Below are 23622 nucleotides of genomic sequence, written 5' to 3' on the forward strand. Positions count from 1 at the left end.
CGCCCGCGACGAGGCGACAATGGTTTCGCGCCGAAGCGATGGGCCGGCAGGATCACCCTATTCGGGCAGGATCCGCACCCGGCGCTTGCCCCAATAGCTGAGGTCGATCGAGAAATGCACCGGCGCGCCCTTTTGGGTGAGGATCATCTGGTCGCCGCGGCCACCTTCGCCGGTATAGCTGAATGCCCAGCCCTTTTTCTTGAGCGCCTCGCCGACCTTGAGCACCGCCGACTGATCGCGGTCATGCCAGAGGGTGATCTGGCGGAAGCCGCTCGCGCCGCCGCCGCCGGTCAGGTCCAGCGCCGCCTCATAGGGTCCTTCGCCCAGCAGCATCACGCCCGAGCGACGGCAGCGTACATGGCCGCCGTCTATCTCCAGGCAATTGTCGAAGCCCGCGCGCCTGGCATCCGCAAGGCTGCCGCTGACCGGCAGACCCGCATAGGCGAGCGACGGCGGCGGCGGTGCCGGCGGATCGGCGCTACACCCCGCGATCAGCAGCGCGGCGACGGCAACGCCAGCATGAAGCGCGCGGCGATGACGGTTGTTAGTCGGTGCCCACATGCCCCTCACCCCTTTGGGCAAGCCTATGCGGCTGCCGGCTCCGGCGCAAATGCCCGCAGGAAGAGATCGACGATGTAATCGGTCTCTTCCTCGATCTCAGCGTCGCTGAACTGGTGGCCCAGCATCGCGCGCTGCTGCGATCCCATGCACAGGCTGGTCAGCGCGAACGCCGCCTTGAGCGGATCAGACTTGCGAAGCTGGCCCTTGTGCATCGCATCCTCCAGATGCGCGGCAACGAGTTCGCGGGTCCGCTGAGGTCCGCGGCGAAAGAAGATCTGGCCCATCTCCGGCGAGCGGTCGACCTCGGCATGGATTACGCGGTGCAGCCGGATCGCGTCCCGCGAGGTTACCTTGCGCAACAAGCTGCGGATGAACGCGCACAGCGTCGCCTGCAAATTGTCCGAGGGGACCAGCAGCTGCATCACCTGCTCGCGATATTCACGCGTCACTTCGTCCAGGCACGCGTCGAACAATTCTTCCTTGGACGCGAAATAGCTCCACAAGGTGCCCTTGGAGCCGCCCAGCTCGGCCGCAATTGCCGACATGGAGACGCCGGCATAGCCCTGCTCCATGAAGTGGCGTTTGGCGATCGCGAGGATGGCGGCGCGCCGATCCTGCTTCCGCGCCTCGCGCTTGCCGAGACATTTGGGGGTTAGCATTTCCATAACCGTACTATAGGGTACGATTTTCTATTGACAAGAGCGGAACCGCTCTCCATCTGGAACTCGTACCCAATAGTACGGTTTTTCCAGACCATGATGAGTCGTTTCCCAACAAGGCCCTTGTTGCTGTCCGCTGCTGCCGCCTCGGCGCTGGCGGCGTGCGCGCCGGTGCCGAACCTCGGCGCCCGCCCGGAAGTGCGCGCGGCGGACAGCTATGCCGCCAGCCAGACGCTCGCCGGTGCGGCCCAGACGCAGGCGCAATGGCCCGTCACTAACTGGTGGACGGCCTACAATGATCCCCAGCTCAGCGCTTTGATGGACGAGGCTTTCCGCGGTGCGCCGAACCTCGCGGCTGCCGCGGCCCGGCTGCGCTCGGCCCAGGCCTATGCCGTTCAGGTAGGTGCCGCCCGCCTGCCGCGCGTCGACGCCAGCGCCTCGGCCGCAGCGAACCAGATCAACACCGGCGACAGCCTGCCGATCAACATCCCGTCGAACGTGCAGACGATCGGGTACGGCACGCTGAACCTGGCTTTCGACCTCGACCTCTGGGGCAAGAACCGCGCGCAGCTCGCCGCCGCCACCTCCGAGGCAGAAGCCGCACGGCTGGAACTGGAACAGGCGCGCCTCGCGCTCTCGACCAACATCGCCGCGGCCTATGCCGACCTCGCCCGCCTTGCGGCCGACCGCCGGGTGCAGGAGCGCGCACTGGAGGTTCGCCTCGCGACGCAGAAGCTGGTCACCGACCGCGTGACCAATGGTCTCGAAACACGCGCCGAAGAGAAGCAGGCGGCCTCGGCCGTTCCCGCGGCCCGCGCGCAGCTCGCCGCAATCGACGAGGATATCGGCCTCACCCGCAACCGCATCGCAGCGCTGCTCGGCCAGGGTCCCGATCGCGGCCTGAGCATCGCCCTGCCCGCCGCGCCGACCGAAGCGCGCGGTATCCCGGCGGACGTGACCACCGATCTGATCGGTCGCCGCCCGGATATCGCCGCCGCCCGCGCGCGCGTCGAAGCCGCTGCCAGCCGCATCAAGGCAGCGCGTGCCGACTTCTATCCCTCGATCCGCCTGAGCGCGCTCGCCGGCTATGGCGCGCTTGGCCTTGACAACCTTGTCAAGGGCAATGGCGCTTCGGTGTTCCAGGCCGGCCCCGCGATCAGCCTGCCGATCTTCCACGGCGGCGAGCTGCGCGGCCAATATGCCCGCGCCCGCGCCACCTATGACGAGGCGGTTGCCAATTACGACAACAGCGTCACCAGCGCCTATCATGACGTGGCGGATGCGGTGACCAGCCAGAAGGCGCTGGCCACGCGCCTGGCCCAGAGCCGCCAGGCGCTGGAGGATTCCGAACAGGCCTATTCGATCGCCCAGCAACGCTATCAAGGCGGGCTGTCGCGGTTTCTCGATGTTCTGACCGCCGAGGAGAGGGTGTTGCAGAACCGCCAGATCGTTGCCGGACTGGAAGCTCGTGCGTTTGCGCTCGATGTCCAGCTCGTCCGCGCCCTTGGCGGAGGCTTTTCTACCAACAACGCGGCCGCTGCCGCCGCTTCCGAGGTCAAGACCCATGGCTGATGCAGAACCCGCCATCCACTCCGCACGTGGCGACGCTGCCGACCGCAACGAACCTTCCCAGGCACCTGCCAGCACGGACATGGATGCCAGCCGGCGCAAGAACCTGCGCAAGCGCCTGATGCTCGGCGTCGGCGGCCTCGTGCTGGTCGCCGGCCTCGGCTATGGCGGCTATTACATGGCCGTTGGCAGCCATTATGTGTCGACCGACAACGCCTATGTCGGCGCTGACAGTGCCAGCATCACCCCGATGACCGGCGGCCAGGTGCTGCGCGTCGCGGTGGCCGATACCCAGGCGGTGAAGAAGGGCGACGTGCTCGTCCAGATCGACGACAGCGACGCGAAGATCGCGCTGGCGCAGGCCGAGGCCGATCTTGCCCGCGCCACCCGCCAGTTCGGCCAGACTTCGGCAACCAGCGAAGCGCTGGCCGCGCAGGTTCAGGCGCGCGAGGCCGACATCGCCCGCGCCCGTGCGCAGGTAACCGCGGCGCAGGCCGATTTCGAGAAGGCGCGCATCGACTTGTCCCGCCGTCAGAAGCTCGCGCCCAACGGCGCGGTTTCGGGCGAGGAACTGACCTCCGCGACCAACGCGTTCGCCGCGGCGCGCGCCAATCTCGAACTCGCCAAGGCCGGCCTCGCCCAGGCGAACTCGACCCGCGTCGCGGCCAGCGGACAGCTGGCGGCGAACCAGGCGCTGGTCAACGGCGCTACCGCGACCACGGCGCCGGAAGTGCTCGCCGCACGCGCCAAGGTGGATCAGGCCAAGCTCGACCTTGCCCGCACTGTGATCCGCGCGCCGTTCGACGGCGTGGTCACGCGGCGCAACGTCCAGGTCGGCCAGCGCGTCGCGCCGGGCGCCCAGTTGATGCTGATCGTTCCGCTCAACCAGCTCTATGTCGACGCCAACTTCAAGGAAGGCCAGCTGACCCGCGTGAAGGTCGGCCAGCCGGTGGAGCTGACCTCCGACCTGTATGGCGGCGACGTGAAGTATCACGGCCGGGTGATCGGCTTCTCGGGCGGCACCGGGTCGTCCTTTGCGCTGATCCCGGCGCAGAACGCGACCGGCAACTGGATCAAGGTGGTCCAGCGCCTGCCGGTGCGCGTCGCGCTCGATCCGAAGGAGCTGCAAGCGCATCCGCTTCGCGTCGGCCTGTCGATGGATGCCGAGATCGATACCTCGGCCAAGTAAGGATTGCCTGCCATGAGCGGCCAGATGCAGCGCGGGGGCTTCCTGGAGGGGCCCTCGCTGATCCTCGCCGGCGTGGTGCTGGCGTTGACCAACTTCATGGTGGTGCTCGACACCACCATCGCCAATGTCTCGGTGCCGCACATCGCCGGCAGCCTGGGCATCTCTTCGAGCCAGGGTACCTGGATCATTACCTCCTATGCCGTCGCCGAGGCGGTCTGCGTGCCGCTCACCGGCTGGCTTGCCGGCCGGTTCGGCGTGGTGCGGGTGTTCATCTTCGGCGTGATCGGCTTCGGCATCTTCTCGGTGCTGTGCGGCATGTCGACGACGCTCGGCATGCTGGTCGCCTGCCGGATCGGCCAGGGGCTGTGCGGCGGTCCGCTGATGCCGCTCACCCAGACGCTGCTGCTGCGCATCTTCAAGCCCGAACAGCATGCCCAGGCGATGGGCCTTTGGGCGATGACCACGGTCGTCGCGCCGATCCTCGGCCCGATCGCAGGCGGCACGATCAGCGACAACTGGTCGTGGCACTGGATCTTCTTCATCAACATCCCCGTCGCCGCGCTGTGCGCCTTCGGCGCGATGCGGCTGCTCACCAAGGCCGAGACACCGACGCAGAAGCTATCCGTGGATCAGGGCGGCCTGTGGCTGCTGATCCTGTGGATCGCCGCGCTGCAGATCATGCTCGACCTTGGCCGCGAGCATGACTGGTTCAACGATCCGACGATCGTGTGGCTGGGCGTGATCGCCGCGATCGGCTTCCTCGTCTTCCTGGCCTGGGAGATTACCGAGAAGAACCCGGTCGTCGACCTGCGGGTGTTCCGCCACCGCGGGTTCACCGTATCGGTAATCTCGCTGAGCTTCGCCTTCGCGACCTTCTTCGCTTCGGCGGTGATCATCCCGCAATGGCTTCAGTCGAGCCAGGGCTACACCGCGACCTATGCCGGCTATGCCACTGCCTTTTCGGGCGTGGCGGCGGTGTTCATGTCGCCGGTGGTGGCCAAGCTGTCGAACAAGGTCGATCCGCGGCTGCTGGTATCGTTCGGCATCCTCTGGCTGGGCCTGTCGGCACTGCTGCGCGTCTACTGGAACAGCCAGGCGGGCTTCTGGACCTTCGCCTTCCCGCAGTTCCTGCAAGGCTTTGGCATGCCCTTCTTCTTCATCCCGCTGACCACGCTCGCGCTGGGATCGGTGCTGCCGGAGGAAACCGCGTCGGCGGCGGGCGTGATGAGCTTCCTGCGGACGATGGCGGGCGCGATCGGCACCTCGATCTCGACCAGCATCTGGGACGACAGCTCGCGCATCGCGCGCAGCGAGATCGTGTCGCGGCTGAACACCGATCCGACGATGAGCGCACTGACCGCGCAGGGCTTCTCGATCGGGCAGGTGCGCGCCGCCGTGGAACGGGTGGTCAGCCAGGAAAGCCTGACGCTGGCGACGACCCATGTGTTCCTGCTGTCGGCGATCATCTTCGTGTTCGCGGCCGGGATCATCTGGTTCACGCCCCGCCCGCGCGGCAAGGTGGATACCAGCGCCGCGCACTGATTTTCCCGAATTCGTAAAAGCAGATAGCCCGTTCCAGGGATGGAGCGGGCTATGTGTCGTATATGCGACAGAAACGTTACGACATACGTCATTCGCGCATTGACACCGTGCGTCCCGGGGATAGCATCCTGAGTGCAAGAAAGAAAAATGTCAGGGGTCGGATGTCTGTATCGGTGCTTTGATCAATAATAGGGTGATCAAATGACCGACTATCGATTTCCGGGCGGCGCTTCGGCGCCGCCTATGCAGATGGCATCGCAAACACGGTCATGCTCTTGTGACCGATATGGCCTGACTCCTATCGAATAATTGAGACGACACGCTGCCAAGATCCGTGCGATCCGGACAAAGCAGCAGCATGCCGGGATGACGTGTTCAGGATGACAGAAGCGATAGTTTCTCTGTCCTCCCACTATTCGTCCCGACGATTTGCGCGGGCCCGGTTCGAACCTGTTTTGATGTGACGTCGCCGCGCCCCCGCAGGGGAGCACGGCATGAAGACGTGCGGCCGCGCCCCAGGGCGCCGCGGCACCTGCGTACCCGTGTTGGGACGACCAACCCCGTTCGCGAAGCCGCGGCTCGGGGAACGGACAGCCATGTCCTCAGCCGGGCCGACACCCAGCGAACGAGAAAGAAGAACAGACCGCACGAGGAACGAACGACAACCATCAGCCTTCGGGGGGCACGATCGAATGCAATTTCGCGAAACGGCATCGTTCACGGTTCTGGCCATCACCCTGGCGCTCGCCGCCACACCCGCCTTCGCGCAGGACAGCGCGGCGCCCGCGGCACAGGGCGACGACATCATCGTCACCGGCACCCGCGTCACCGGCCTGCGCGCCGCGGACAGCCCCGCGCCGATCCAACTGCTGAGCGCGGCGGACCTCTCCCGCACCGGCCAGCCCGACCTGATCCAGGCGCTCGCCCAGAACCTGCCGAGCGTGCAGGCCCAGGCGTTCGGCAGCGATCTCCAGGCGCACAACCTCCAGATGAAGCTGCGCGGCCTCAGCCCCAACCACACGCTGGTCCTGCTCAACGGCAAGCGCCGCCACGGCACCGCCAACGTCTCGGTCGCCGGCGGTCCCTATGGCGGCAGCGCCGCGCCGGACATCAGCTTCATCCTGCCCGACTCGATCGACCATATCGAAGTGCTGCAGGACGGTGCCGCCGCGCAGTACGGCACCGATGCGATCGCGGGCGTGATCAACATCATCCAGAAAAAGGCCGACCACGGCGGCATGATCGATGTCACCGGCGGCCGCTATTACGACCAAGGCGGCAAGACCTACGCCTTCTCCGGCAATATCGGCTTCGCACCGATCGAGAATGCGTATGTGAACATCACCGCCGAGAAGAAGCACAAGGGCTTCAGCTTCCGCGGCGACGTCAACCCGCAGGTCTATGGTAACAACGCCAACGCCACCAAGTACCTGACGCTCTATCCGGGCATCAAGAACCTGCCCTACTACCCGTACACCAACCGCATCCTCGGCGACCCGGAAGTCGATCAGAGCTCGGTGATGGTCAATGCCGGCTATGATTTCGGCGGCTTCGAATTCTACACCTTCGGCAGCTACGGCCATAAGAACGCGCGCGCCTATGAGAATGTCCGCACGCCGGACGTGGTGGTCAGCAAGGCGGGCACGCCGCTCTACCCCAACGGCTTCCAGCCGCTCGAGGCGATCTCCGAGACCGACTATGCCGTTACCGGCGGCTTTCGCGGCAGCATCGGCGCCACCACCTTCGACATCGCCTCCACCTATGGGGACGATTTCGTCGGCGTGTACGTCCAGAACTCGGCCAACGCCGCGCTCTACAAGGACACCGGCTTCACCCCGACCGAGTTCCACAATGGCGACTTCAAGGCCAGCCAGTGGACGAGCACGCTCGACCTCACCCATCCCTTCGACATCGGGCTGGCAGAGCCGCTCAACGTCGCCGGCGGCCTCGAATACCGTCGCGAGACCTATGGCATCGTCTCGGGGGACCCGGCCTCCTATTACGGCTCGGGCGCCCAGTCCTTCTTCGGCTACAGCCCGAACGATGCCGGCAACCACAGCCGCACCAACTTCTCGCAATATCTCGACATCAGCGTGAAGCCGGTCGATGCATGGCTGATCGACGGCGCGGTCCGCCACGAACATTACAGCGATTTCGGCGACACCACCGTCTTCAAGCTGACCAGCCGCTACGACATCACCAAAGCGATCGCGATCCGCGGCACCGTCTCCACCGGGTTCCGCGCGCCGACGCTGGCCGAGGGCTTCTATTCGGGCATCAATGTCGGCCCGAACAGCGTATCGGGCGTGCTGCCGGCCAACTCGCCGGGTGCCAAGGCGCTGGGCTTCGGCGGCCTCAAGCCGGAGAAGTCGACCAACTTCAGCGCAGGCTTCGTCTTCACGCCCAGCCCGCACGTCAACGTCACGCTCGACGCCTATTGGATCGAGATCCGCGACCGCATCCTGATCTCGAGCACCTTCTACGGCTTCAACGGCAAATTTTGCCCGCAGGGCTATGCCGGCTCCAACAAGGCGAACTGCGTCGTTTACAACGCGGACATCTTCAATACCTACAACCAGCAGGCCGTCTACAACGCCGTCGCCACCGCGCTGGGCGGCACCATCCCCAGCTATGTGCTCACCGACGTCAACGGCGAGCGCAACATCGACGGCACCGTCTCGGTCCAGACCTTCGTCAACGGCGCCAAGATGCGCACCCGCGGCATCGACTTCGTCGCCAGCTACGACATGGACAGCCCGATCGGGAAGGTGAACTGGACGCTCTCGGCCAATTACAACGACAACAAGGTCAAAAGCATCGCATCGCTGCCCTCGGCGCTCTACGTCAACAAGGCCAATCCGGCGCTATCGGCGCTGATCAACAATTACTCGATCATCGAGCTGGAGAACAGCACGCCCAAGTTCCGCGCAACGCTGGGCGCCTTCTGGGAATCCGGACGGTTCAGCCTGAACTTCCGCGAGAGCTACTACTCCAAGGTCTATGCGCTGGAATCGACCCCGGGCAACAGCCCGCTCAAGGGTGCCGATCTCCAGGTGCCGGTCAATGCTGCCTTCATCACCGATCTCGAAGGCAGCGTGAAGATCACGGAAGGGCTCAAGCTCTCGGTCGGCGCGAACAACCTGTTCAACCATTACCCGACCGAGCGCTCGTTCGAGAATATCCGCTCGGCCCAGCTCGCCGCCGGCTCGCGCGGCTATTCGTCCAACCTCTACCCCACCATTTCGCCCTACGGGATCAACGGCGGATATTATTACGGCCGGATCAGCCTGAAATTCTGAAGCTCTGCCGGCCGGGGGCACCGCCCTCGGCCAGTCCTGTCGCGTGCGAGAACATAAACCGGGAGTGATGTCCTTTGCTTACCTCATCCATGGACTGGCTGATCCCCCTGCTGGGCCTGCTGGTCGCCGGGCTCGCTGCCGGTTTCGCCGGCGGCGTGTTCGGCATCGGCGGCGGCTTCGTCGTCGTCCCCGCCCTGCTGCTGATGCTGCCGCTGCTCGGCGGTGAGCATAGCCAGTACGCCCATGTCGCGATCGGCACGTCCGCCGCGACGATCATCATCACCTCGATCCGATCGGTGCTGAGCCACCACAAGCGCGGCTCGGTCGATTTCGAGATCCTCAAGACCTGGGCGCCCTGGGTGGTGCTGGGCGACGGCGTCGGCGTGCTGCTCGCCAGCCATGTCGACGGCCGGGTGCTGACCATGGTCTTCGCCAGCGGCGTGCTGCTGATGTCGGTCAACTTCCTGGTGCCCAAGCTCGGCAACCGGGTGATCAGCGACCACATGCCCGGGGGCGTCACCCGCGTCGCCATCGCCGGGGGGCTCGGCACCTTCTCGTCGCTGCTCGGCATCGGCGGCGGCACGATCGCGATCATGGTGATGACGCTGTGCGGCCGCTCGATCCACCGCGCGGTGGGCACCGCGAGCGGCATCGGCACGCTGATCGCCGTGCCCAGCGCGATCGGCTTCGCGATCATCGGCTTGCGCGAGCCGGGACTGCCCTGGGGATCGCTCGGCTTCGTCAACCTGCCCGCGACGGTCGCCATCGCCTCGATGTCGATGCTCACCGCCCCGCTGGGAGTCGCGGCGGCCCACGCTTTACAACCAGCCATGCTGAAACGGGTATTCGGCATTTACCTCATCGTCATCGCGCTGGTGATGTTCCACAATGCGCTGAAGTTCTGACGCGCGTCTCGATCGAAACAGGGAGACCCACGACATGACCATCCTCGAAACGCTCAAGAAGCCGGAAGTCGCCGAGGACCTGCGCGGCCGCGGCTATTCGCGCCGTGACATGGGGCGCATCGCCGCCCTGCTCGGCGGCACGGTCGCGCTCGGCCGCGCGGCGCCCGCCTTCGCCCAGCAATCGGCCAAGGCGGTGATCGGCGCGGTCCGCATCGGCTCCAACGAATGCTGGACCGGCCCGCTGCCCGCAGGTGCCGCGGCGGCGATGAAGATCGTCACCGAAGGCAATCGCTACGAGCCGAACGGCGAGCACGAGCAGCTGTTCGCCGCCGTCTCGGCGGTAGAGGGCTTGCCCGCCACGCACATCAAGGCTTGGCCCGGCTCGAGCGACCCGCTCAACCGCGCCGCCGTCACCTTCGCCTCGCCGACGCGCGGCATCGTCACCGCCGATCCCACCTATGAGCAGATCTGGCGCACCGCCGCATGGATCGGCGCAAAGGTCACCAAGGCGCCGCTCGGGCCGCAATACCAGCACGACGTCAAGGCGATGCTGGCGGCGGACCCCAACGCCGGGCTCTATTATGTCTGCTCGCCCAACAACCCGACCGGCACGCTGACCCCGATCGCCGACATCGTCTGGCTGGCGGAGAACAAGCCCAAGGACGCGGTGCTGATCGTCGACGAGGCCTATATCCACTTCGCTGACGCCCCCAATGCCGCCAAGCTGGTCACCGCCCGCGACGACGTGCTGGTGATGCGCACCTTCTCCAAGCTGTTCGGCATGGCCGGCATGCGGCTGGGCCTCACCTTCGCGGCACCGGCGCTGCACGACAAGATGATGCGCTATGACGGCATGCAGGTGACCAACATGCTGCCGATGACCGCAGTGGCCTGCGGCACCGCCTCGATCCCGCTCGCCGCCGAGATCAAGGCGCGGCGCGACGAGATGATCGCGGTGCGCGAGAAGACCATCGCCCATCTCCAGAACCGTGGGCTCAAGGTGCTCCCGGGCAGCCATGCCAACATGTTCATGACCGAGTGGAAGGGGCGCGCGCCCAAGGAGATGATGGCGGCCTTGCTCGCCCAGAACGTCCAGATCGGCCGTTCCTGGACCGCCTATCCGATGATGTCGCGGGTCACCGTCGGCTCGGCGGCGGATATGGAGAAGTTCCGGATCGCCGTCGACAAGGTGCTGATGGCCTGAATTGCGGTGCCTGGCCCGCGCCGCCTGCCTGGGCGGCGCGGGTCTGTTTTTCCTCAGCCCTGCGGTGCGATCGGCAGCATCGCTTCGAACCGCGCGCCGCCCTCCCCATCCAGCAATGTCAGGTCGCCGCCATGGGCGAGCAGGATCTGCCGGGCGAGCGCCAGCCCCACCCCGCTGCCCTGCGGCTTGGTGGTGAAGAACGGGCGGAAGATCGCGCCGCGATCCGCCTCGGTGACGCCCGGGCCATTGTCCCAGACCTGCCAATAGGCGGCGCACTCGTCGCGCCATAGCGACAGGCCGACCTGCCCGTCAGCATCCCTACCGACTGCCTCGGCGGCATTCTGGAGCAATGCCCAGAGCGCCGCGCTCAGCTGGTCGGCGTCGCCGTGCAGGCGCACCGGCGCTGCGGCCTCGAACGCCAGCGGCAGGTCCGGCCAGCGCGTGGCGAACAGCCGCGCCAAATCCTCGGCCCCCTCGCGCAGGTCGAGCGGGGCGAAGCGCGGCGCCGGCAGCCGCGCCAGTGAGCGATAAGCCTCGCCGAACCGCTGCAGTCCCTCCGCCCGGCGCGCGACGGTGCCGATCGCATCGCGCAGCGCCGGAATCGACGGCGCAGGCTCCTCCAGCATGTCCGCCGCGGTGCGGCTGAGCGAGGCGATCGGGGTCAGCGCATTGACGATCTCGTGGCTCAGCACCTGCACCAGGTCGCGCAGCGTCGCCGCCTCGGCTGCCTTCAGCTCGGCATCGATGTCGATCAGCGCCGCCAGCCGGCTCTGTGCCCCGCCGAGCGCGAAGTCGCTGGTGGTGAGCGCATAGCTGCGCCCGCCGATCGCCACGGTGGCAGCCCGGCCGGAGGCATCGCCGATCGCCTCGACCAGCAGCGCCGGCGGGTCGGCGACGAGGTCCGCCGCGCCGAACAGCCGCCGCGCGGCACGGTTGATCGCGGTGAGCCGCCCCTCGCCGTCGAGCGTGACGATGGGCGCGGGGGAAAGATCGAGCAGCGCGGTCAGCCGTCGCTCGCGATGCGCGGGGTCGGGCGCGGGCATCGGTGCAGCGACCGGTACCAGCTTGGGCCGCTGCGCCTCGACGATGCCGGTGACCACCCCCCATAGCGCCGCCAGCGCCGACACCAGCGCGCTGGCATAGAGCCCCGCGCTCCACGCGACAGCGAACGCGCCGCCCGCCAGCAGCAGCAACGTCCCCCGCAGCAGCGCGGCCCAGCCCCTCGAGGTCATGCCCAAGCGTCGCATCCTCCCCTAACCCCTCCCGCTTGCGGGAGGGGTTAGGGGAGGGTGTGAGAGGCGAGCACAGGCGAACGTCGCAAGCGCGCTAAAGTCCGCCATCCCGCGTCTTCCAGCACCTCCCTCGGCTTCCCGTACACACCCTCCCCCTGCCCTTCTCGCAAGCGGGAGGGGAGAAAAGGGCGCGCCGCGCGCAAGGGCCTGCACCTCACAACCCATATTTCGCCATCCGACGATAGAGCGCCGCCCGCGTCAGCCCGAGCTCGGCCGCCGCGCGGCTGACGTTGAACGCGTGCCGCTTGAGCGCCGCCGCGACCAGCGCCGCCTCGCTCCGCCCCAGATTGAGGTCTGCCTTGATCGCGCGCGGCTCCAGCGTGTCCTCGGGCAGGCTAAGTCCCAATGCGGGGACATCGATCGCGTCGCCGCCGCCGAGCAGCACCGCGCGCTCGATCGCTTGTCGGAGGCCGTGTACCCCATCGGGCCAGGCATCGGCCGCGATCGCCCGCGCTGCCTCTTCGGTCAGCGGGCGCAGGGGCTGGGCGTAGCGCCCGGCGTAGAGCGCACAGAAATGCCGGGCGAGCAGCAGCGCATCCCCGCCGCGATCGGCGAGCGGCGGCAAGTCGATTTCCACCGTGTTGAGCCGGAAGCGCAAATCGTCGCTCAGCGCCGAGCGGGTGCCGGCCCGGTCCCGCCGGCTGGTGGCAAGCACGCGCAGCCCACCGAGACGCCGCGCCAGCTCGGGCTGGAGCGCGGGCGCAAGCTGGTCCACCGCCTCGATCAGCAGCGTTCCGCCCGCGGCCGCGGCGACCCGCGCCTCGATCGATGCGAGATCCGCAACTGCCGCATCCAGCGTCATCAGCGGCCGCTCGGCACGCCCCGAGGCGCGGTGGAGCATCTGCGCCGCCAGCGTCTTGCCGCTTCCCGCGGGGCCGCTGAGCAGTACCGCGGCATCGGTTGGCCCCACGCGCGCGATCAGCCCGCGTGCCGCCTCGATGGCAGGCGCCTCGCCGAGCAGCAGCAGCGCCTCCTCGCCGCTCGGCGCCGGGGCGGCGACCAGCTTGGCCCGGCGCAGCGCCACCGCCCGCTCGACGGTGGCGAGCAGTCGCTCGTTGCTCCACGGCTTGATCACGAAGTCGCTCGCCCCGCCGCGCATCGCCTGCACCGCCACCGCGATGCCGCTATGGCCGGTGACCACCACCACAACCGCGTTGCGATCGGCCGCGATCAGCCGGTCGAGCATGCGAAACCCCTCCTCGCCGGACGTACGCCCGCGTGCGAAATTGAGATCAAGCAGGATCGCGTCCACCGGCCCCTCCGCCAGCCGCACCCAGGCGGCATCGGGATCGGGCGCGCCGAGGACGCGCAGGTCATTGCGCTCCAGCAACAGCGTCGCCGCGCGAACAATGTCGGGATCGTCGTCGATCACCAGGATGGTCGGTGATTCGGTGGGCACTGGCTTGACCGCTCCTGACACGTGTTCGGAATCGCACACTAGCTTGGACACTGTTCGCTCGAAGCGCCAGCCCTTTCCAAATACACCATCAATGTCAGCAATTTAGACCCGTACGCTGGCGTACCGTACACTGTTCGCCATGGACGTTACGCCTCTTCACACCAATGGCGCCGCGATGGATCGGCGGATCGAGCGCCCCCATGCGCGCCACCGCAAGCTGGCGATACGCATCGGCATGGGCTTGGCGGTCGTCGCTGCGGCGGCCGCGCTCTGGTGGTTCCTGCCCAGCTCCGGCAGCCTGGCCGTCGACGCAGCGACGATCCGCATCGCCTCCGTCACCCGCGCCGCCTTTGCCGATTACGTGCCGCTGCGCGCCCAGGTCGCCCCACTCCAGACCGTCTACGTCACCGCGACCAGCGGCGGGCAGGTCGAGGCGCTGATCGCCAGCGACGGCCAGTCGGTCGCCGCCGGTGCCCCGCTCGCCCGGCTCGCCAACCCGACGCTGGCGCTCGACGTCGCCAGCCGCTCGGCCAATATCGCCGGGCAGCTCAGCTCGATCAGCGGCCAGCGCCTTTCGATCCAGCAGAGCCGCGAACAGACCGAGCGCGACATCGCCTCCGCCCGCAACGAACTCGCCAAGTCCGAGGCCCTGCTCCGCCAGAAGCAGATCCTGTTCGACAAGCAGATCGTCACCGCCGCCGCGGTCACCCCGCTGCGCGAGGAAGTTTCGTACCAGCGCGCGCGGCTGACCGCCCTGGCCCGCAACGCCGCCGAGGCGGACAAGATGCTCGCGGACCAGTCCAATGGCGTCGACGCCACTGCTGGTGAGCTGCGCGAGAGCCTCGCCATGACTCGCGCCGGCCTCGCCGCGCTGGTGGTGCGCGCGCCGGTCGCCGGGAGGCTGACCGCCTTCACCCTGCAGCCGGGCCAGATGATCAAGCCGGGCGATGCGGTGGGCCAGGTCGATTCCGAGCGCGCCTGGAAACTTACGGCGGACGTCGACCAATTCTATCTCGGCCGCGTCCGTATCGGCCTCACCGCGGTTGCCGATCTCGATGGGCGCAGCCTGCCGCTGACCGTCATCAAGGTCCTGCCCCAAGTCACCGAAGGGCGATTTCGTGTCGAGCTCGGCTTCAAGGGTGCCCCGCCCGCGGGTCTGAACCGTGGCCAGACGCTCGACGTGCGCCTCGTCCTCGGCGCCAATCGGCCCGCGGTCGTCGCGCCGTCAGGCGGCTGGCTCGATGCGGGCGGCACCACCGCCTTCGTGCTGACCAGCGACAGCCGCGCCGTGCGGCGGGCGATCACCACCGGCCGCAGCAACCCCGACCAGGTCGAAGTGACCAGCGGCCTCGCCCCCGGCGACCGCATCGTCACCACGCCGCTCGGCACCTACGCCCCCTACCAGACCCTACTCATCCACTAGGAGCCCGCCATGATCCAGCTCAACGCCATCCACCGCGCCTATCGCTCTGACGACGTCGAGACGACCGCGCTCGCCGAGATCGACCTGACCGTGCAGGCCGGCGAGTTCCTCGCGATCATGGGCCCCTCGGGCTGCGGCAAGTCGACGCTGCTCAACATCCTCGGCACGATCGACCGGCCGACCAGCGGCGCCTATCTGTTCGAGGGCGAGGACATCGCCAAGGTGCCCGAAGCGCAGCTGGCCAGGCTCCGCCGCGACCGGCTTGGCTTCGTGTTCCAGAGCTTCAACCTGATCGACGAGTTGACCATCGCCGAGAATGTCGCGCTGGCGCTCGCCTATCGCTCGATGCCGGCGCGCGAGAAGCGCGAGCGGGTGGACGCGGCGATGGACCGGGTTGGCATCGCGCACCGCCGCAACCACCATCCGCACCAGCTTTCGGGCGGCCAGCAGCAGCGCGCCGCGATCGCCCGCGCGATCGTCAGCGAGCCCAGGCTGATTCTCGCCGACGAGCCGACCGGCAACCTCGATACCGAGAATGGCGCGCAGGTGATGGACATCCTCACCCGGCTCAACGCCGACGGCGCGACGATCGTGATGGTCACCCACTCGCCCGCCCATGCCGATATCGCCAAGCGCACGGTGCACATGCTCGACGGGCGGATCCTCTCCGCGGTGCGGCGGGCGGCGTGAAGCTCGATCGCGCGCTGACCGTGCTGGTGCTGCTGCTCCTCGCCGTCGCCCTGCTCCGCCATCTTTCCGCCACCCGCGAACCGGGAGTGACGCCATGACCTCCGCGCTGACCAGCTTCTACCGCGCGCTCACTCGCCACAAATTGTTCGCCGCGCTCAACATCGGCGGGCTGGCGCTCGGCATCGCGGTGTTCCTGGTGCTGACCCTGTTCGTGCGGTTCGAGACCGGGTTCGATCGCTGGATCCCCGGCGCGGACCAGCTCTACATCGTCCAGGAAACCTACCACATGCCGGGCTATCCGGAGACGCCGAACCCCTACACCATGGGCAACGAGCTGCTGCATCTGCGCGCGGACTATCCGCAGCTGCAGGGCTTCCGGATCGCGCAGATGGACGCGACGGTGCGGCAGGGCACCTCGAACACCCGCGAGACCATGGCGGCGGTCGATCCCAATTTCTTCGCGCTGATGCGGCTGCCGGTCGTGGCCGGGGACCCGACACGCACGCTGGCCAATCCGGACGGCCTGGTCATCACGCAGCGTGCCGCGACCAGCTATTTCGGCCTCACATCGCCGATCGGCCGCACCCTCACCGTCATCGCCAATGGCACGACCTATACCTATCGCGTCGGCGCGGTGATCGCGGACATGCGCAAGGACCAGAGCTACACCGCCGAGCTGTTCGTGCCATTCATTGCATCGCGCTTCGCCGGCGACAATTTCGATCACTGGGGCAGCACCTCGCTGGTGACGCTGCTGCGCTTCCCCGATCGTGCCGCGGCCCAGCAGTTTGAAGGCGAGTTGCACCGGTTCGCCGAACGACGCGTGTACGGCGGCGACATCAAGAAGGGCGAGTGGGAGCAGTCGCTGCGCCCCTTGGTCGACAACCACCTCTATGCGGCATCCGACCGTGCGGTGGTGACCACCTTGGGCGCGGTGGGCGTGCTCACCCTGCTGATCGCGATCGTGAACTATATCAACCTCGCCACCGCGCGCGCCGGACTGCGCGCCCGTGAGGTGGCCGTGCGCAAGGTGCTCGGCGGCACCCGCCGGGCGCTCACCCGCCAGTTCCTCACCGAAGCGATGCTGACGGTCATCCTCTCGGCGGTGATCGGGCTTGCCTTGGCGGAGATCGCACTGCCGCTGATCAACACGCTGGGTGGGATGGCGCTACGGATCGACTATTGGGGCACGAACAGCGTGCTGCTGCTCCTCGTGCCGCTGGTGCTGGTGGTCGGCGGGGTGGCGGGCCTCTACCCGGCGGCGGTGCTGGCCGGCTTCCGCCCGGCAGCGGTGCTCGCCGCCGCGCGTGCGCCGGGCGGTGGCCGCGCCGGCGCCCGCGTCCGCGCCGGGCTGGTCGTCGTTCAGTTCTCGATCGCGATCGCCTTCGCGATCGGCACCACGGTGATGCTCGCGCAGGCCGCCCACGTCCGCAACGCCGATCTCGGCTTCCGGCGCGACGGCCTCTACGTGGTGCGCTCGCTCAACAGCGGATCTGTGCTGCCCGAGCAGAAGACCGCGCTGATGCGCGCCTTCGCGGCATTACCCGGCGTCAGCAATGTCACCATGGCGCAGAACGCGCCGGGCGATCAGGACGTCACCAACTTCTCAACGATGTACCAGCCGGGGATGCAGGGCATCCGCGCGCCCTCGCTGATGGATGTGCGCGTCGGCGACCATTATTTCGATACGTTCGGCGCGCGGCTGGTCGCGGGGCGCCTGTTCGATCGCTCGCGTCCGGCCGATGACCGCGCACTCCGCGCCCAAGGCAGCACCGCGCCCTTCAACGTGGTGATCAATCGCCGGGCCGCCGGCCTGCTCGGCTTCGCCAACCCCCAGGCGGCGATCGGCAAGCAGATCGAAGGCGACGCCTCAATGACGATCATCGGCGTGATCGACGACCTGCGCTTCCGCGGCCCACGTCAGGCAATCAGCGGGACGTTCTATCGCCTCGACACCCGGCCGCTGAACGACGCCTTCATCACGCTGCGATACAGCGGTGATCCGCAGAAGATGGCCGATGGCGTCGAGGCCACGTGGAAGCGGATCGTCCCCACCGAGCCCTTCCGGGGCCGGACGATCGAAGAGAATCTGTACAAGGCCTATTACGAGGAGGACACCCGCCGCGGCCGGCTGTTCACCATGGGTGCGGTGCTGGCGATCGGGATCGGCTGCATCGGCCTCTACGGGCTCGCCGCCTTCGATACGACGCGGCGGATCAAGGAAATCGGCATCCGCAAGGCGCTGGGCGCCTCCACCCGCGACGTGCTCCAGCTGCTGGTGGCGAAGTTCCTGCGGCCGGTGCTGCTCGCCAACCTGATCGCCTGGCCGCTCGCGTGGGTGGCGATGCAGCGCTGGCTGTCGACCTTCGACGACCGGATCGGCCTGTCGCCGCTCTACTTCCTCCTCGCCTCCGCCGTCGCCGTGCTGATCGCGGTCGCCACCGTCATCGGCCAGTCCTGGCGCGTCGCCCGCGCCGAGCCGGCCCGCGCGCTGCGCTACGAATAAGGATCGCACCATGCACCGCCTCGCCTGGCTCGCCCTGTATCGCTCGTTCACCCGGCACAAGCTGTTCACGCTCGTCAATATCGGCGGGCTGGCGCTCGGCATCGCGGTGTTCCTGATCCTCTATCTGTTCGTCCGGTACGAAACGACCTTCGACCACGCCGTGCCGGGCTGGGACCGCACCTGGGTGGTACAGCGCACCCTGCAATTCCCCGGCGCCAACGAAGTGAACATTCCGTCCCGCCGGGAGATGCTGGACCAGCTGAAGGCCGATCGTGCCGGGCTCGCCGGCACGCGGCTGCTGCTGAGCAGTGCCGCCCTGCAGACCGGCAGGGGCAGCACCGCCGTCCAGTTCGGCGAGCTCGACGCGAACTTCTTCCAGCTATTCCCCTTCCCGGTCGTGGCGGGCGATCCCACCGCCACGCTGCAGCGCCCGGACGGGGCGGTCATCACCGAGCGCCTGGCGGAGACGCGCCTCTCCGGCGGCTCGCCGATCGGACGAGTGTTGAAGCTTACGATCGGCGACAAGCCGCGTCTGGTGCGCGTCGGCGCGGTAGTGCGCCTTCCCCGGGCGATCAGCCTCACGGGGGATGTGTTCATCCACCTCGCCCCCGACGCGCCGCTTTTCGGGGACAGCAGACTGGGCCTGCAAACCATCTTGCGGATGGCGCCGGCGGATCGGGCCGCCGTGGAAGCGCTGGTCGCCGGATATGACAAGCGCCACCCCGACCCCAGCCTGGCCAACGCACCCCGCGGCATCCGCGTGACCACCAGCCTGACGCCACTCGGCGCGTTGCACTTGCGTGCCGCCCGCGATCGCATCGTGGTCGCGACGCTCGGGCTGGTCGGCGCGCTCGCACTGCTGGTTGCGATCGGCAACTATGTGAATCTGGCCACCGCCCGCGCCGGCCTGCGTGCCCGCGAAGTGGCGATGCGCAAGACCCTTGGCGCCACCCGCGGCGCGCTGATCGGCCAGTTTCTTGCGGAGTCGCTTGCTACCACCGCTATTGCCGCGCTGCTCGGTCTCGCGCTGGTCGAGATCGCGCTTCCGCTGGTAAACGCGATCGGCGGAACGGATCTCCACCTGCGCTATGGGGGAGGCGAGACGATCCTGCCGGCGTTGGCAGGCCTGATCCTGGTCGTGGGCCTGGTCGCAGGGGTCCATCCAGCCTTCGTCCTGTCGGGCTTCCGGCCCGCCGCTGTCCTCGCCGCAGCGGGCGCAACCGGTGGCGGCCGCAGCGGTCGGCTGCTGCGGGGAACGCTGGTGGTACTGCAGTTCGCCATTGCGATCATGCTGATGATCGGCACCGGCGTGCTGCTCGCACAGCTATGGCACATCCAGACGGCGAATCTCGGCTTTGACCGTCAGGGCCTGGCGATGGTCTCCTCCTTCGGCGACGCTGGGCTGGACGCCGCCCAGCGCCGCGACGTTGCCGCGGCGATCGCTTCTCTACCCGGTGTGACCGGCGTCGCCCAATCCGCGATTGCCCCCGGCGGCGGCAGCTTCGGGATCATGGAGATGCACCGCGAGGATCGGGGCGGCGAAAAAGTGTCGGTGATCCAGGCCTCGGTCGGGCCCGGCTTCTTCCAGCTCTATGGCACGCGGCTGCTGGCCGGACGCTGGTTCGATGCGCGCCGCTTTGCGAGCGACGACGCGACCGACGGCAAGGTCCACAGCGTCATCCTCAACCGCACCGCCGCAGCCCGCCTCGGCTTCGCAACCCCTGCAGCTGCGGTGGGCAAGGTACTGGTCGGCAGCGGGAGCGTGCAGACCGTGATCGGCGTGGTCGAGGACCTGCGGCTGATGGGACCGGTCGACCCCGTCGAAGCGCAGGCCTATGCCCTGCAGACCACGGGCCTCGCCTCTCCGGTGCTAAGCCTGCGCTATACCGGCGGCGACAGTCGTGCCCTGCTGGACCGCATCGAGGCCGCATGGCGCCATATCGTTCCCGCCGTTCCGCTGCGGGCGCAGACCGTCGACCAGCTGCTCTACGAAACCTACGTTCGCGCCGACCTCCAGCGCGCCCGCCTGTTCACCGCGGGCGCCGGGCTGGCGGTGCTGATCGGCTGCATCGGGCTCTACGGCCTTGCCGCCTTCGATACCGAGCGACGGATCAAGGAGATCGGTATCCGCAAGGCACTCGGCGCCTCGACGCGCGACGTGCTCCAGCTGCTGCTCGCCAAGTTCCTGCAGCCGGTGCTGCTCGCCAACCTTCTCGCCTGGCCGCTGGCCTGGGCGGCGATGCAGCGCTGGCTGGCGGGTTTCGACGACCGGATCGCGCTCACCCCCTGGTATTTCCTGGGTGCCTCGGTGCTCGCGGCGGCGATCGCGGTGCTGACCGTGCTCGGCCAGTCCTGGCGGGTCGCCCGCGCCGAGCCTGCACGCGCGCTGCGCTATGAATAGCCTTGCAAAGCAAAGACGATGGGGCGGGACTTGCGGAGACTTGCAGTTCGGCTAGTGTCGATCGCCGGGGGTTGATCGATGCACGACGGGAAAGGGGCGGACGAGCGGCTGGTGGCCGCGCACCAGGCATTGCGCGATTCCGGCCGGATCCAGTTCGATCTCAAGACAATCGAGCCGCCGCCCGCTCCCCCCGGCTGGATCGAAGACCTGTTTCGAACGCTCGGGCGGTGGCTGGCGCCGGTCGGCCGCTTCCTGCGCTGGGTGACGAGCTTCATGCCCGAAGCGCCCTATGCTCGGATCCTGCTGTGGGGCGTAATCGTCGTGCTCGCCGGGCTGCTGCTTCGCGTCCTCTATGTCGGGCTGCGGCACGGCGAGTGGCGGCTGCCATGGCGGAAGCGGCGGCGCGACGGCGCGAGCATCGGCCCGTCGGAAACACCGGACACGGCGTGGGTGCCGGCAGCGGCCCCCGCCCGGCAATGGCTGGCAGAGGCCGATCGTCTTGCCGCAGCCGGCGATTATGCCGCTGCCGTGCACCACCTGCTGCTGCGGAGCATCGACGACATCGCCCGCCGGCGCCCGCGGCTGCTGCGCCCCGCGCTGACCAGCCGCGAGCTGGCCCGCACCGATGCGATCCCGCCCGCACCGCGCCGGCTATTCGCCGACCTTGCCGCGGTGGTCGAGCGCAGCCTGTTCGGTGGCCGCGCGATCGACGCCGCAGAATGGAGCCGCTGCCGCGACGCCTATGCCGATTTCGCCCGCGCGCGGAGCTGGCAGGGATGAGCGACATCGCGATCGGCGGAGGCCCCGCCGCACCCTCCGCGTTCAGCCTCCGCACCATCGTGGTGATGCTCGCGGTGGGCATCCTCGGCTTCATCGGCACGGTGGTGCTCGGCGCCTACGCCCCCGACCTTCGCGGCGGCGAGAATGGCGGGGCGCACGCCCTGTCGAACGCCGCCACCGGCTATAGCGCGCTGGTGGCGCTCGCCCAGGCGACCGACCGCCGCGCCCGCATTACGCGCAGCCCCGCTGCGTTCGACACCGAGGACCTCCTGGTCGTGACCCCGGAGCGCGGCGAGACCGACATCAGCGCGGTGCTGCAGCGCCGCCTCGCCAGGCCGACCCTGTTCATCCTGCCCAAGTGGCAGACCGTTGCCGACCCGAAGCACCCCGGCTGGGTCCGCTCGAACGGATTGCTCCCGGCCGCGGAACCGCTTGGGGTTCTGGCGCCGGGCATCCGCTTCGGCATGGTTCGATACCGCTCCGGGGGCGAGTTCTTGCAGGGCGAGGGACTGCCGTCCGGCATTCGCCTGCATGCGCCGCGCATGGTCCAGGCGATCACCGGCATGCGGGCGACGCCACGCGAGGACGGGTCGACGCCGACGCTGTACCCGCTGATCACCGACCGCGCCGGGAACATCCTGCTCGCCGAAGTCGGCGACGGACCGTTGTACGTGCTTGCCGATCCGGATCTGTTGTCCAACCAGGGCCTGAAGGACGTCGAGGCGGCGCGTTCGGCGCTGCTGCTGCTGGACTGGCTCAATTCGAACAACCCCGAAGGCATCGCCTTCGACGTGTCGCTCAACGGGCTGGGCGTGACGCGCAGCCCGTTGAAGCTGCTGCTCGAGCCGCCCTTCCTGGCGCTGACCCTCACCATCGTCGCCGCGCTGATCCTCGCAGGCTGGCATGGCGCCGCACGCTTCGGCCCGCTGGCGCGCCGCGAGCGGGCGATCGCACTCGGCAAGACCGCGCTGGTCGACAACGGCGCGATGCTGGTCCGCAAGGCGCGGCGCGAGGCGGCGATGGGCGCGCGTTATGCCGCGATGATCCGCGAGCGCGCCGCCCGCATCTTCGGCGCACCGGCCCGGCTGCGCGACGCCGCGCTCGATGCCTATCTCGACGCGCTGGGGGGGCCGGCGGCCTTTACCGATCTCGCGCGGAACGCCGAGCGGGCGCGCGACCGCGCCTCGCTGCTCGACGCTGCGCGCGCACTACACCAATGGCACATCGAAAAACTGGGGAAGAGCAAGTGAGCGTTGCAGAAGTCCAGGCGCTGGCCGCCGATATCCGCGCGCAGGTGGCCCGCGCCGTGGTGGGCCATGAACCGACGGTCGAGCTAATGCTCGTCGCGCTGCTCTCGGGCGGCCACATCCTGCTGGAAGGGCCGCCGGGCACCGCCAAGACGCTGCTGGCCTCCAGCTTCTCGCGGGCGATCGGGCTGCAGTTCGGCCGGATCCAGTTTACCCCGGACCTGATGCCGGGCGACATCATCGGCGCCAACCTGTTCAACTTCCAGACCAGCCAGTTCACCCTCACCCGCGGCCCGATCTTCACCGAGCTGCTGCTCGCCGACGAGATCAACCGCACACCCCCCAAAACCCAGGCCGCGCTGCTGGAGGCGATGCAGGAGCGAACCGTGACGATCGACGGCGAACGGCTGCCGCTGAGCGAGCGCTTCACCGTCGTCGCGACGCAGAACCCGATCGAGCAGCAGGGTGTGTATCCGCTGCCCGAAGCGCAGCTCGATCGCTTCCTGTTCAAGCAGATCGTCGACTATCCGAGCGTCGAGGAAGAGCGGAAGATCATCGCAGTGCACGGCGCGCGCAGCGGCGCGATGGCGCCGGAGGATTGGGGCATCACCGCCGTCGCCGACGGCGCACGGGTTTCCGCGGCAGTGGCCGCCGTCGCCGAGGTACGACTGGCCGACGAAGTGACCGACTATATCCTGGCGCTGATCCGCGGCACCCGCGGCGTCGCCGATCTGCAGAGCGGTGCCTCGCCGCGCGCGGGGGCGATGCTCGCCGCGGCGGCGCGGGCACGCGCCGCGCTCGACGGGCGCGACTTCGTGATCCCCGACGACGTGAAGGCGCTAGCCCCCGCGCTGCTCCGCCACCGCCTGCTGCTCTCGCCGGCGGCAGAGATCGACGGGCGGGCGATCGAGGATGTCGTGGCGGACATCATCGAATCGATCGAGGCGCCGCGCTGA

17 protein-coding genes are annotated in these 23622 nt (G+C 68.2%); 13 read left to right on the plus strand and 4 right to left on the minus strand.

The window, feature by feature from the left end; translation table 11 throughout:
- Positions 1-57 precede the first annotated feature (57 nt).
- Both QZ670_RS13255 and QZ670_RS13260 read right to left on the minus strand, forming a co-directional pair.
- Positions 58-561 (minus strand): hypothetical protein, encoded by a 504-nt coding sequence (locus QZ670_RS13255; protein ID WP_294256178.1) that lies wholly within the window; start codon positions 559-561, stop codon positions 58-60.
- A 23-nt stretch (positions 562-584) separates the two neighbouring features.
- A complete protein-coding gene (locus tag QZ670_RS13260; protein ID WP_294256180.1) occupies positions 585-1226 on the minus strand; it encodes a TetR/AcrR family transcriptional regulator in 642 nt (213 codons plus the stop codon).
- Positions 1227-1316: 90 nt separating this feature from the next.
- On the opposite strand from QZ670_RS13260, the gene QZ670_RS13265 reads away from it, so the two are divergent.
- From QZ670_RS13265 to QZ670_RS13290, 6 genes are all read left to right on the plus strand, one after another.
- Positions 1317-2792, plus strand: a complete 1476-nt coding sequence (locus QZ670_RS13265; protein ID WP_294256183.1) for an efflux transporter outer membrane subunit — start codon at positions 1317-1319, stop codon at positions 2790-2792.
- A 118-nt stretch (positions 2793-2910) separates the two neighbouring features.
- Entirely contained in the window at positions 2911-3978 is a 1068-nt protein-coding gene (locus tag QZ670_RS13270) for an HlyD family efflux transporter periplasmic adaptor subunit (protein WP_294256444.1), read from the plus strand.
- Between the two features lie 12 nt (positions 3979-3990).
- On the plus strand, positions 3991-5520 hold the full coding sequence (locus QZ670_RS13275; protein ID WP_294256185.1) for a DHA2 family efflux MFS transporter permease subunit: 1530 nt from the start codon (positions 3991-3993) through the stop codon (positions 5518-5520).
- A 692-nt stretch (positions 5521-6212) separates the two neighbouring features.
- Positions 6213-8819, plus strand: a complete 2607-nt coding sequence (locus QZ670_RS13280; RefSeq protein ID WP_294256187.1) for a TonB-dependent receptor — start codon at positions 6213-6215, stop codon at positions 8817-8819.
- 89 nt (positions 8820-8908) lie between these two features.
- A complete protein-coding gene (locus tag QZ670_RS13285; RefSeq protein WP_294256189.1) occupies positions 8909-9724 on the plus strand; it encodes a sulfite exporter TauE/SafE family protein in 816 nt (271 codons plus the stop codon).
- A 34-nt stretch (positions 9725-9758) separates the two neighbouring features.
- Positions 9759-10928, plus strand: coding sequence for a pyridoxal phosphate-dependent aminotransferase (locus tag QZ670_RS13290; RefSeq protein ID WP_294256191.1), 1170 nt, complete (start codon positions 9759-9761; stop codon positions 10926-10928).
- A 53-nt stretch (positions 10929-10981) separates the two neighbouring features.
- Here QZ670_RS13290 and QZ670_RS13295 read toward each other — a convergent pair whose 3' ends face one another.
- Together QZ670_RS13295 and QZ670_RS13300 are read right to left on the minus strand one after the other, a co-directional pair.
- On the minus strand, positions 10982-12160 hold the full coding sequence (locus QZ670_RS13295; RefSeq protein ID WP_294256445.1) for a PAS domain-containing sensor histidine kinase: 1179 nt from the start codon (positions 12158-12160) through the stop codon (positions 10982-10984).
- A gap of 214 nt (positions 12161-12374) precedes the next feature.
- Positions 12375-13619 (minus strand): response regulator, encoded by a 1245-nt coding sequence (locus QZ670_RS13300; protein WP_294256193.1) that lies wholly within the window; start codon positions 13617-13619, stop codon positions 12375-12377.
- Positions 13620-13758: 139 nt separating this feature from the next.
- Between QZ670_RS13300 and QZ670_RS13305 the strand changes: the two genes are divergently transcribed.
- From QZ670_RS13305 to QZ670_RS13335, 7 genes are all read left to right on the plus strand, one after another.
- A complete protein-coding gene (locus QZ670_RS13305) occupies positions 13759-15042 on the plus strand; it encodes an HlyD family efflux transporter periplasmic adaptor subunit (protein WP_294256195.1) in 1284 nt (427 codons plus the stop codon).
- Positions 15043-15051: 9 nt separating this feature from the next.
- Positions 15052-15732, plus strand: a complete 681-nt coding sequence (locus QZ670_RS13310; protein ID WP_294256197.1) for an ABC transporter ATP-binding protein — start codon at positions 15052-15054, stop codon at positions 15730-15732.
- 94 nt (positions 15733-15826) lie between these two features.
- Positions 15827-18238 (plus strand): ABC transporter permease, encoded by a 2412-nt coding sequence (locus QZ670_RS13315; protein ID WP_294256199.1) that lies wholly within the window; start codon positions 15827-15829, stop codon positions 18236-18238.
- 10 nt (positions 18239-18248) lie between these two features.
- Entirely contained in the window at positions 18249-20639 is a 2391-nt protein-coding gene (locus tag QZ670_RS13320; protein ID WP_294256201.1) for an FtsX-like permease family protein, read from the plus strand.
- Positions 20640-20717: 78 nt separating this feature from the next.
- Entirely contained in the window at positions 20718-21419 is a 702-nt protein-coding gene (locus QZ670_RS13325) for a DUF4129 domain-containing protein (RefSeq protein WP_294256203.1), read from the plus strand.
- Positions 21416-22669, plus strand: coding sequence for a DUF4350 domain-containing protein (locus tag QZ670_RS13330; RefSeq protein WP_294256205.1), 1254 nt, complete (start codon positions 21416-21418; stop codon positions 22667-22669). The genes QZ670_RS13325 and QZ670_RS13330 overlap by 4 nt, the downstream gene beginning before the upstream one ends.
- Positions 22666-23622: a MoxR family ATPase gene (locus tag QZ670_RS13335; protein WP_294256208.1), complete on the plus strand. Its 957-nt coding sequence runs from the start codon at positions 22666-22668 to the stop codon at positions 23620-23622. Before QZ670_RS13330 ends, QZ670_RS13335 begins: the two co-directional genes overlap by 4 nt.

Origin of the sequence: uncultured Sphingomonas sp., assembly GCF_913774285.1 — a bacterium.
Lineage (GTDB): Bacteria > Pseudomonadota > Alphaproteobacteria > Sphingomonadales > Sphingomonadaceae > Sphingomonas.

What these genes read in the sequence shown, in the direction of transcription:
- QZ670_RS13280 (WP_294256187.1), top strand. Translation starts at nt 6,213, where the DNA reads ATGCAATTTCGCGAAACGGCATCGTTCACGGTTCTGGCCATCACCCTG.
- QZ670_RS13255 (WP_294256178.1), bottom strand. Translation starts at nt 561, where the DNA reads ATGTGGGCACCGACTAACAACCGTCATCGCCGCGCGCTTCATGCTGGC.
- QZ670_RS13330 (WP_294256205.1), top strand. Translation starts at nt 21,416, where the DNA reads ATGAGCGACATCGCGATCGGCGGAGGCCCCGCCGCACCCTCCGCGTTC.
- QZ670_RS13325 (WP_294256203.1), top strand. Translation starts at nt 20,718, where the DNA reads ATGCACGACGGGAAAGGGGCGGACGAGCGGCTGGTGGCCGCGCACCAG.
- QZ670_RS13310 (WP_294256197.1), top strand. Translation starts at nt 15,052, where the DNA reads ATGATCCAGCTCAACGCCATCCACCGCGCCTATCGCTCTGACGACGTC.
- QZ670_RS13295 (WP_294256445.1), bottom strand. Translation starts at nt 12,160, where the DNA reads ATGACCTCGAGGGGCTGGGCCGCGCTGCTGCGGGGGACGTTGCTGCTG.
- QZ670_RS13265 (WP_294256183.1), top strand. Translation starts at nt 1,317, where the DNA reads ATGATGAGTCGTTTCCCAACAAGGCCCTTGTTGCTGTCCGCTGCTGCC.
- QZ670_RS13285 (WP_294256189.1), top strand. Translation starts at nt 8,909, where the DNA reads ATGGACTGGCTGATCCCCCTGCTGGGCCTGCTGGTCGCCGGGCTCGCT.
- QZ670_RS13315 (WP_294256199.1), top strand. Translation starts at nt 15,827, where the DNA reads ATGACCTCCGCGCTGACCAGCTTCTACCGCGCGCTCACTCGCCACAAA.
- QZ670_RS13260 (WP_294256180.1), bottom strand. Translation starts at nt 1,226, where the DNA reads ATGGAAATGCTAACCCCCAAATGTCTCGGCAAGCGCGAGGCGCGGAAG.
- QZ670_RS13270 (WP_294256444.1), top strand. Translation starts at nt 2,911, where the DNA reads ATGCTCGGCGTCGGCGGCCTCGTGCTGGTCGCCGGCCTCGGCTATGGC.
- QZ670_RS13305 (WP_294256195.1), top strand. Translation starts at nt 13,759, where the DNA reads ATGGACGTTACGCCTCTTCACACCAATGGCGCCGCGATGGATCGGCGG.
- QZ670_RS13275 (WP_294256185.1), top strand. Translation starts at nt 3,991, where the DNA reads ATGAGCGGCCAGATGCAGCGCGGGGGCTTCCTGGAGGGGCCCTCGCTG.
- QZ670_RS13320 (WP_294256201.1), top strand. Translation starts at nt 18,249, where the DNA reads ATGCACCGCCTCGCCTGGCTCGCCCTGTATCGCTCGTTCACCCGGCAC.
- QZ670_RS13290 (WP_294256191.1), top strand. Translation starts at nt 9,759, where the DNA reads ATGACCATCCTCGAAACGCTCAAGAAGCCGGAAGTCGCCGAGGACCTG.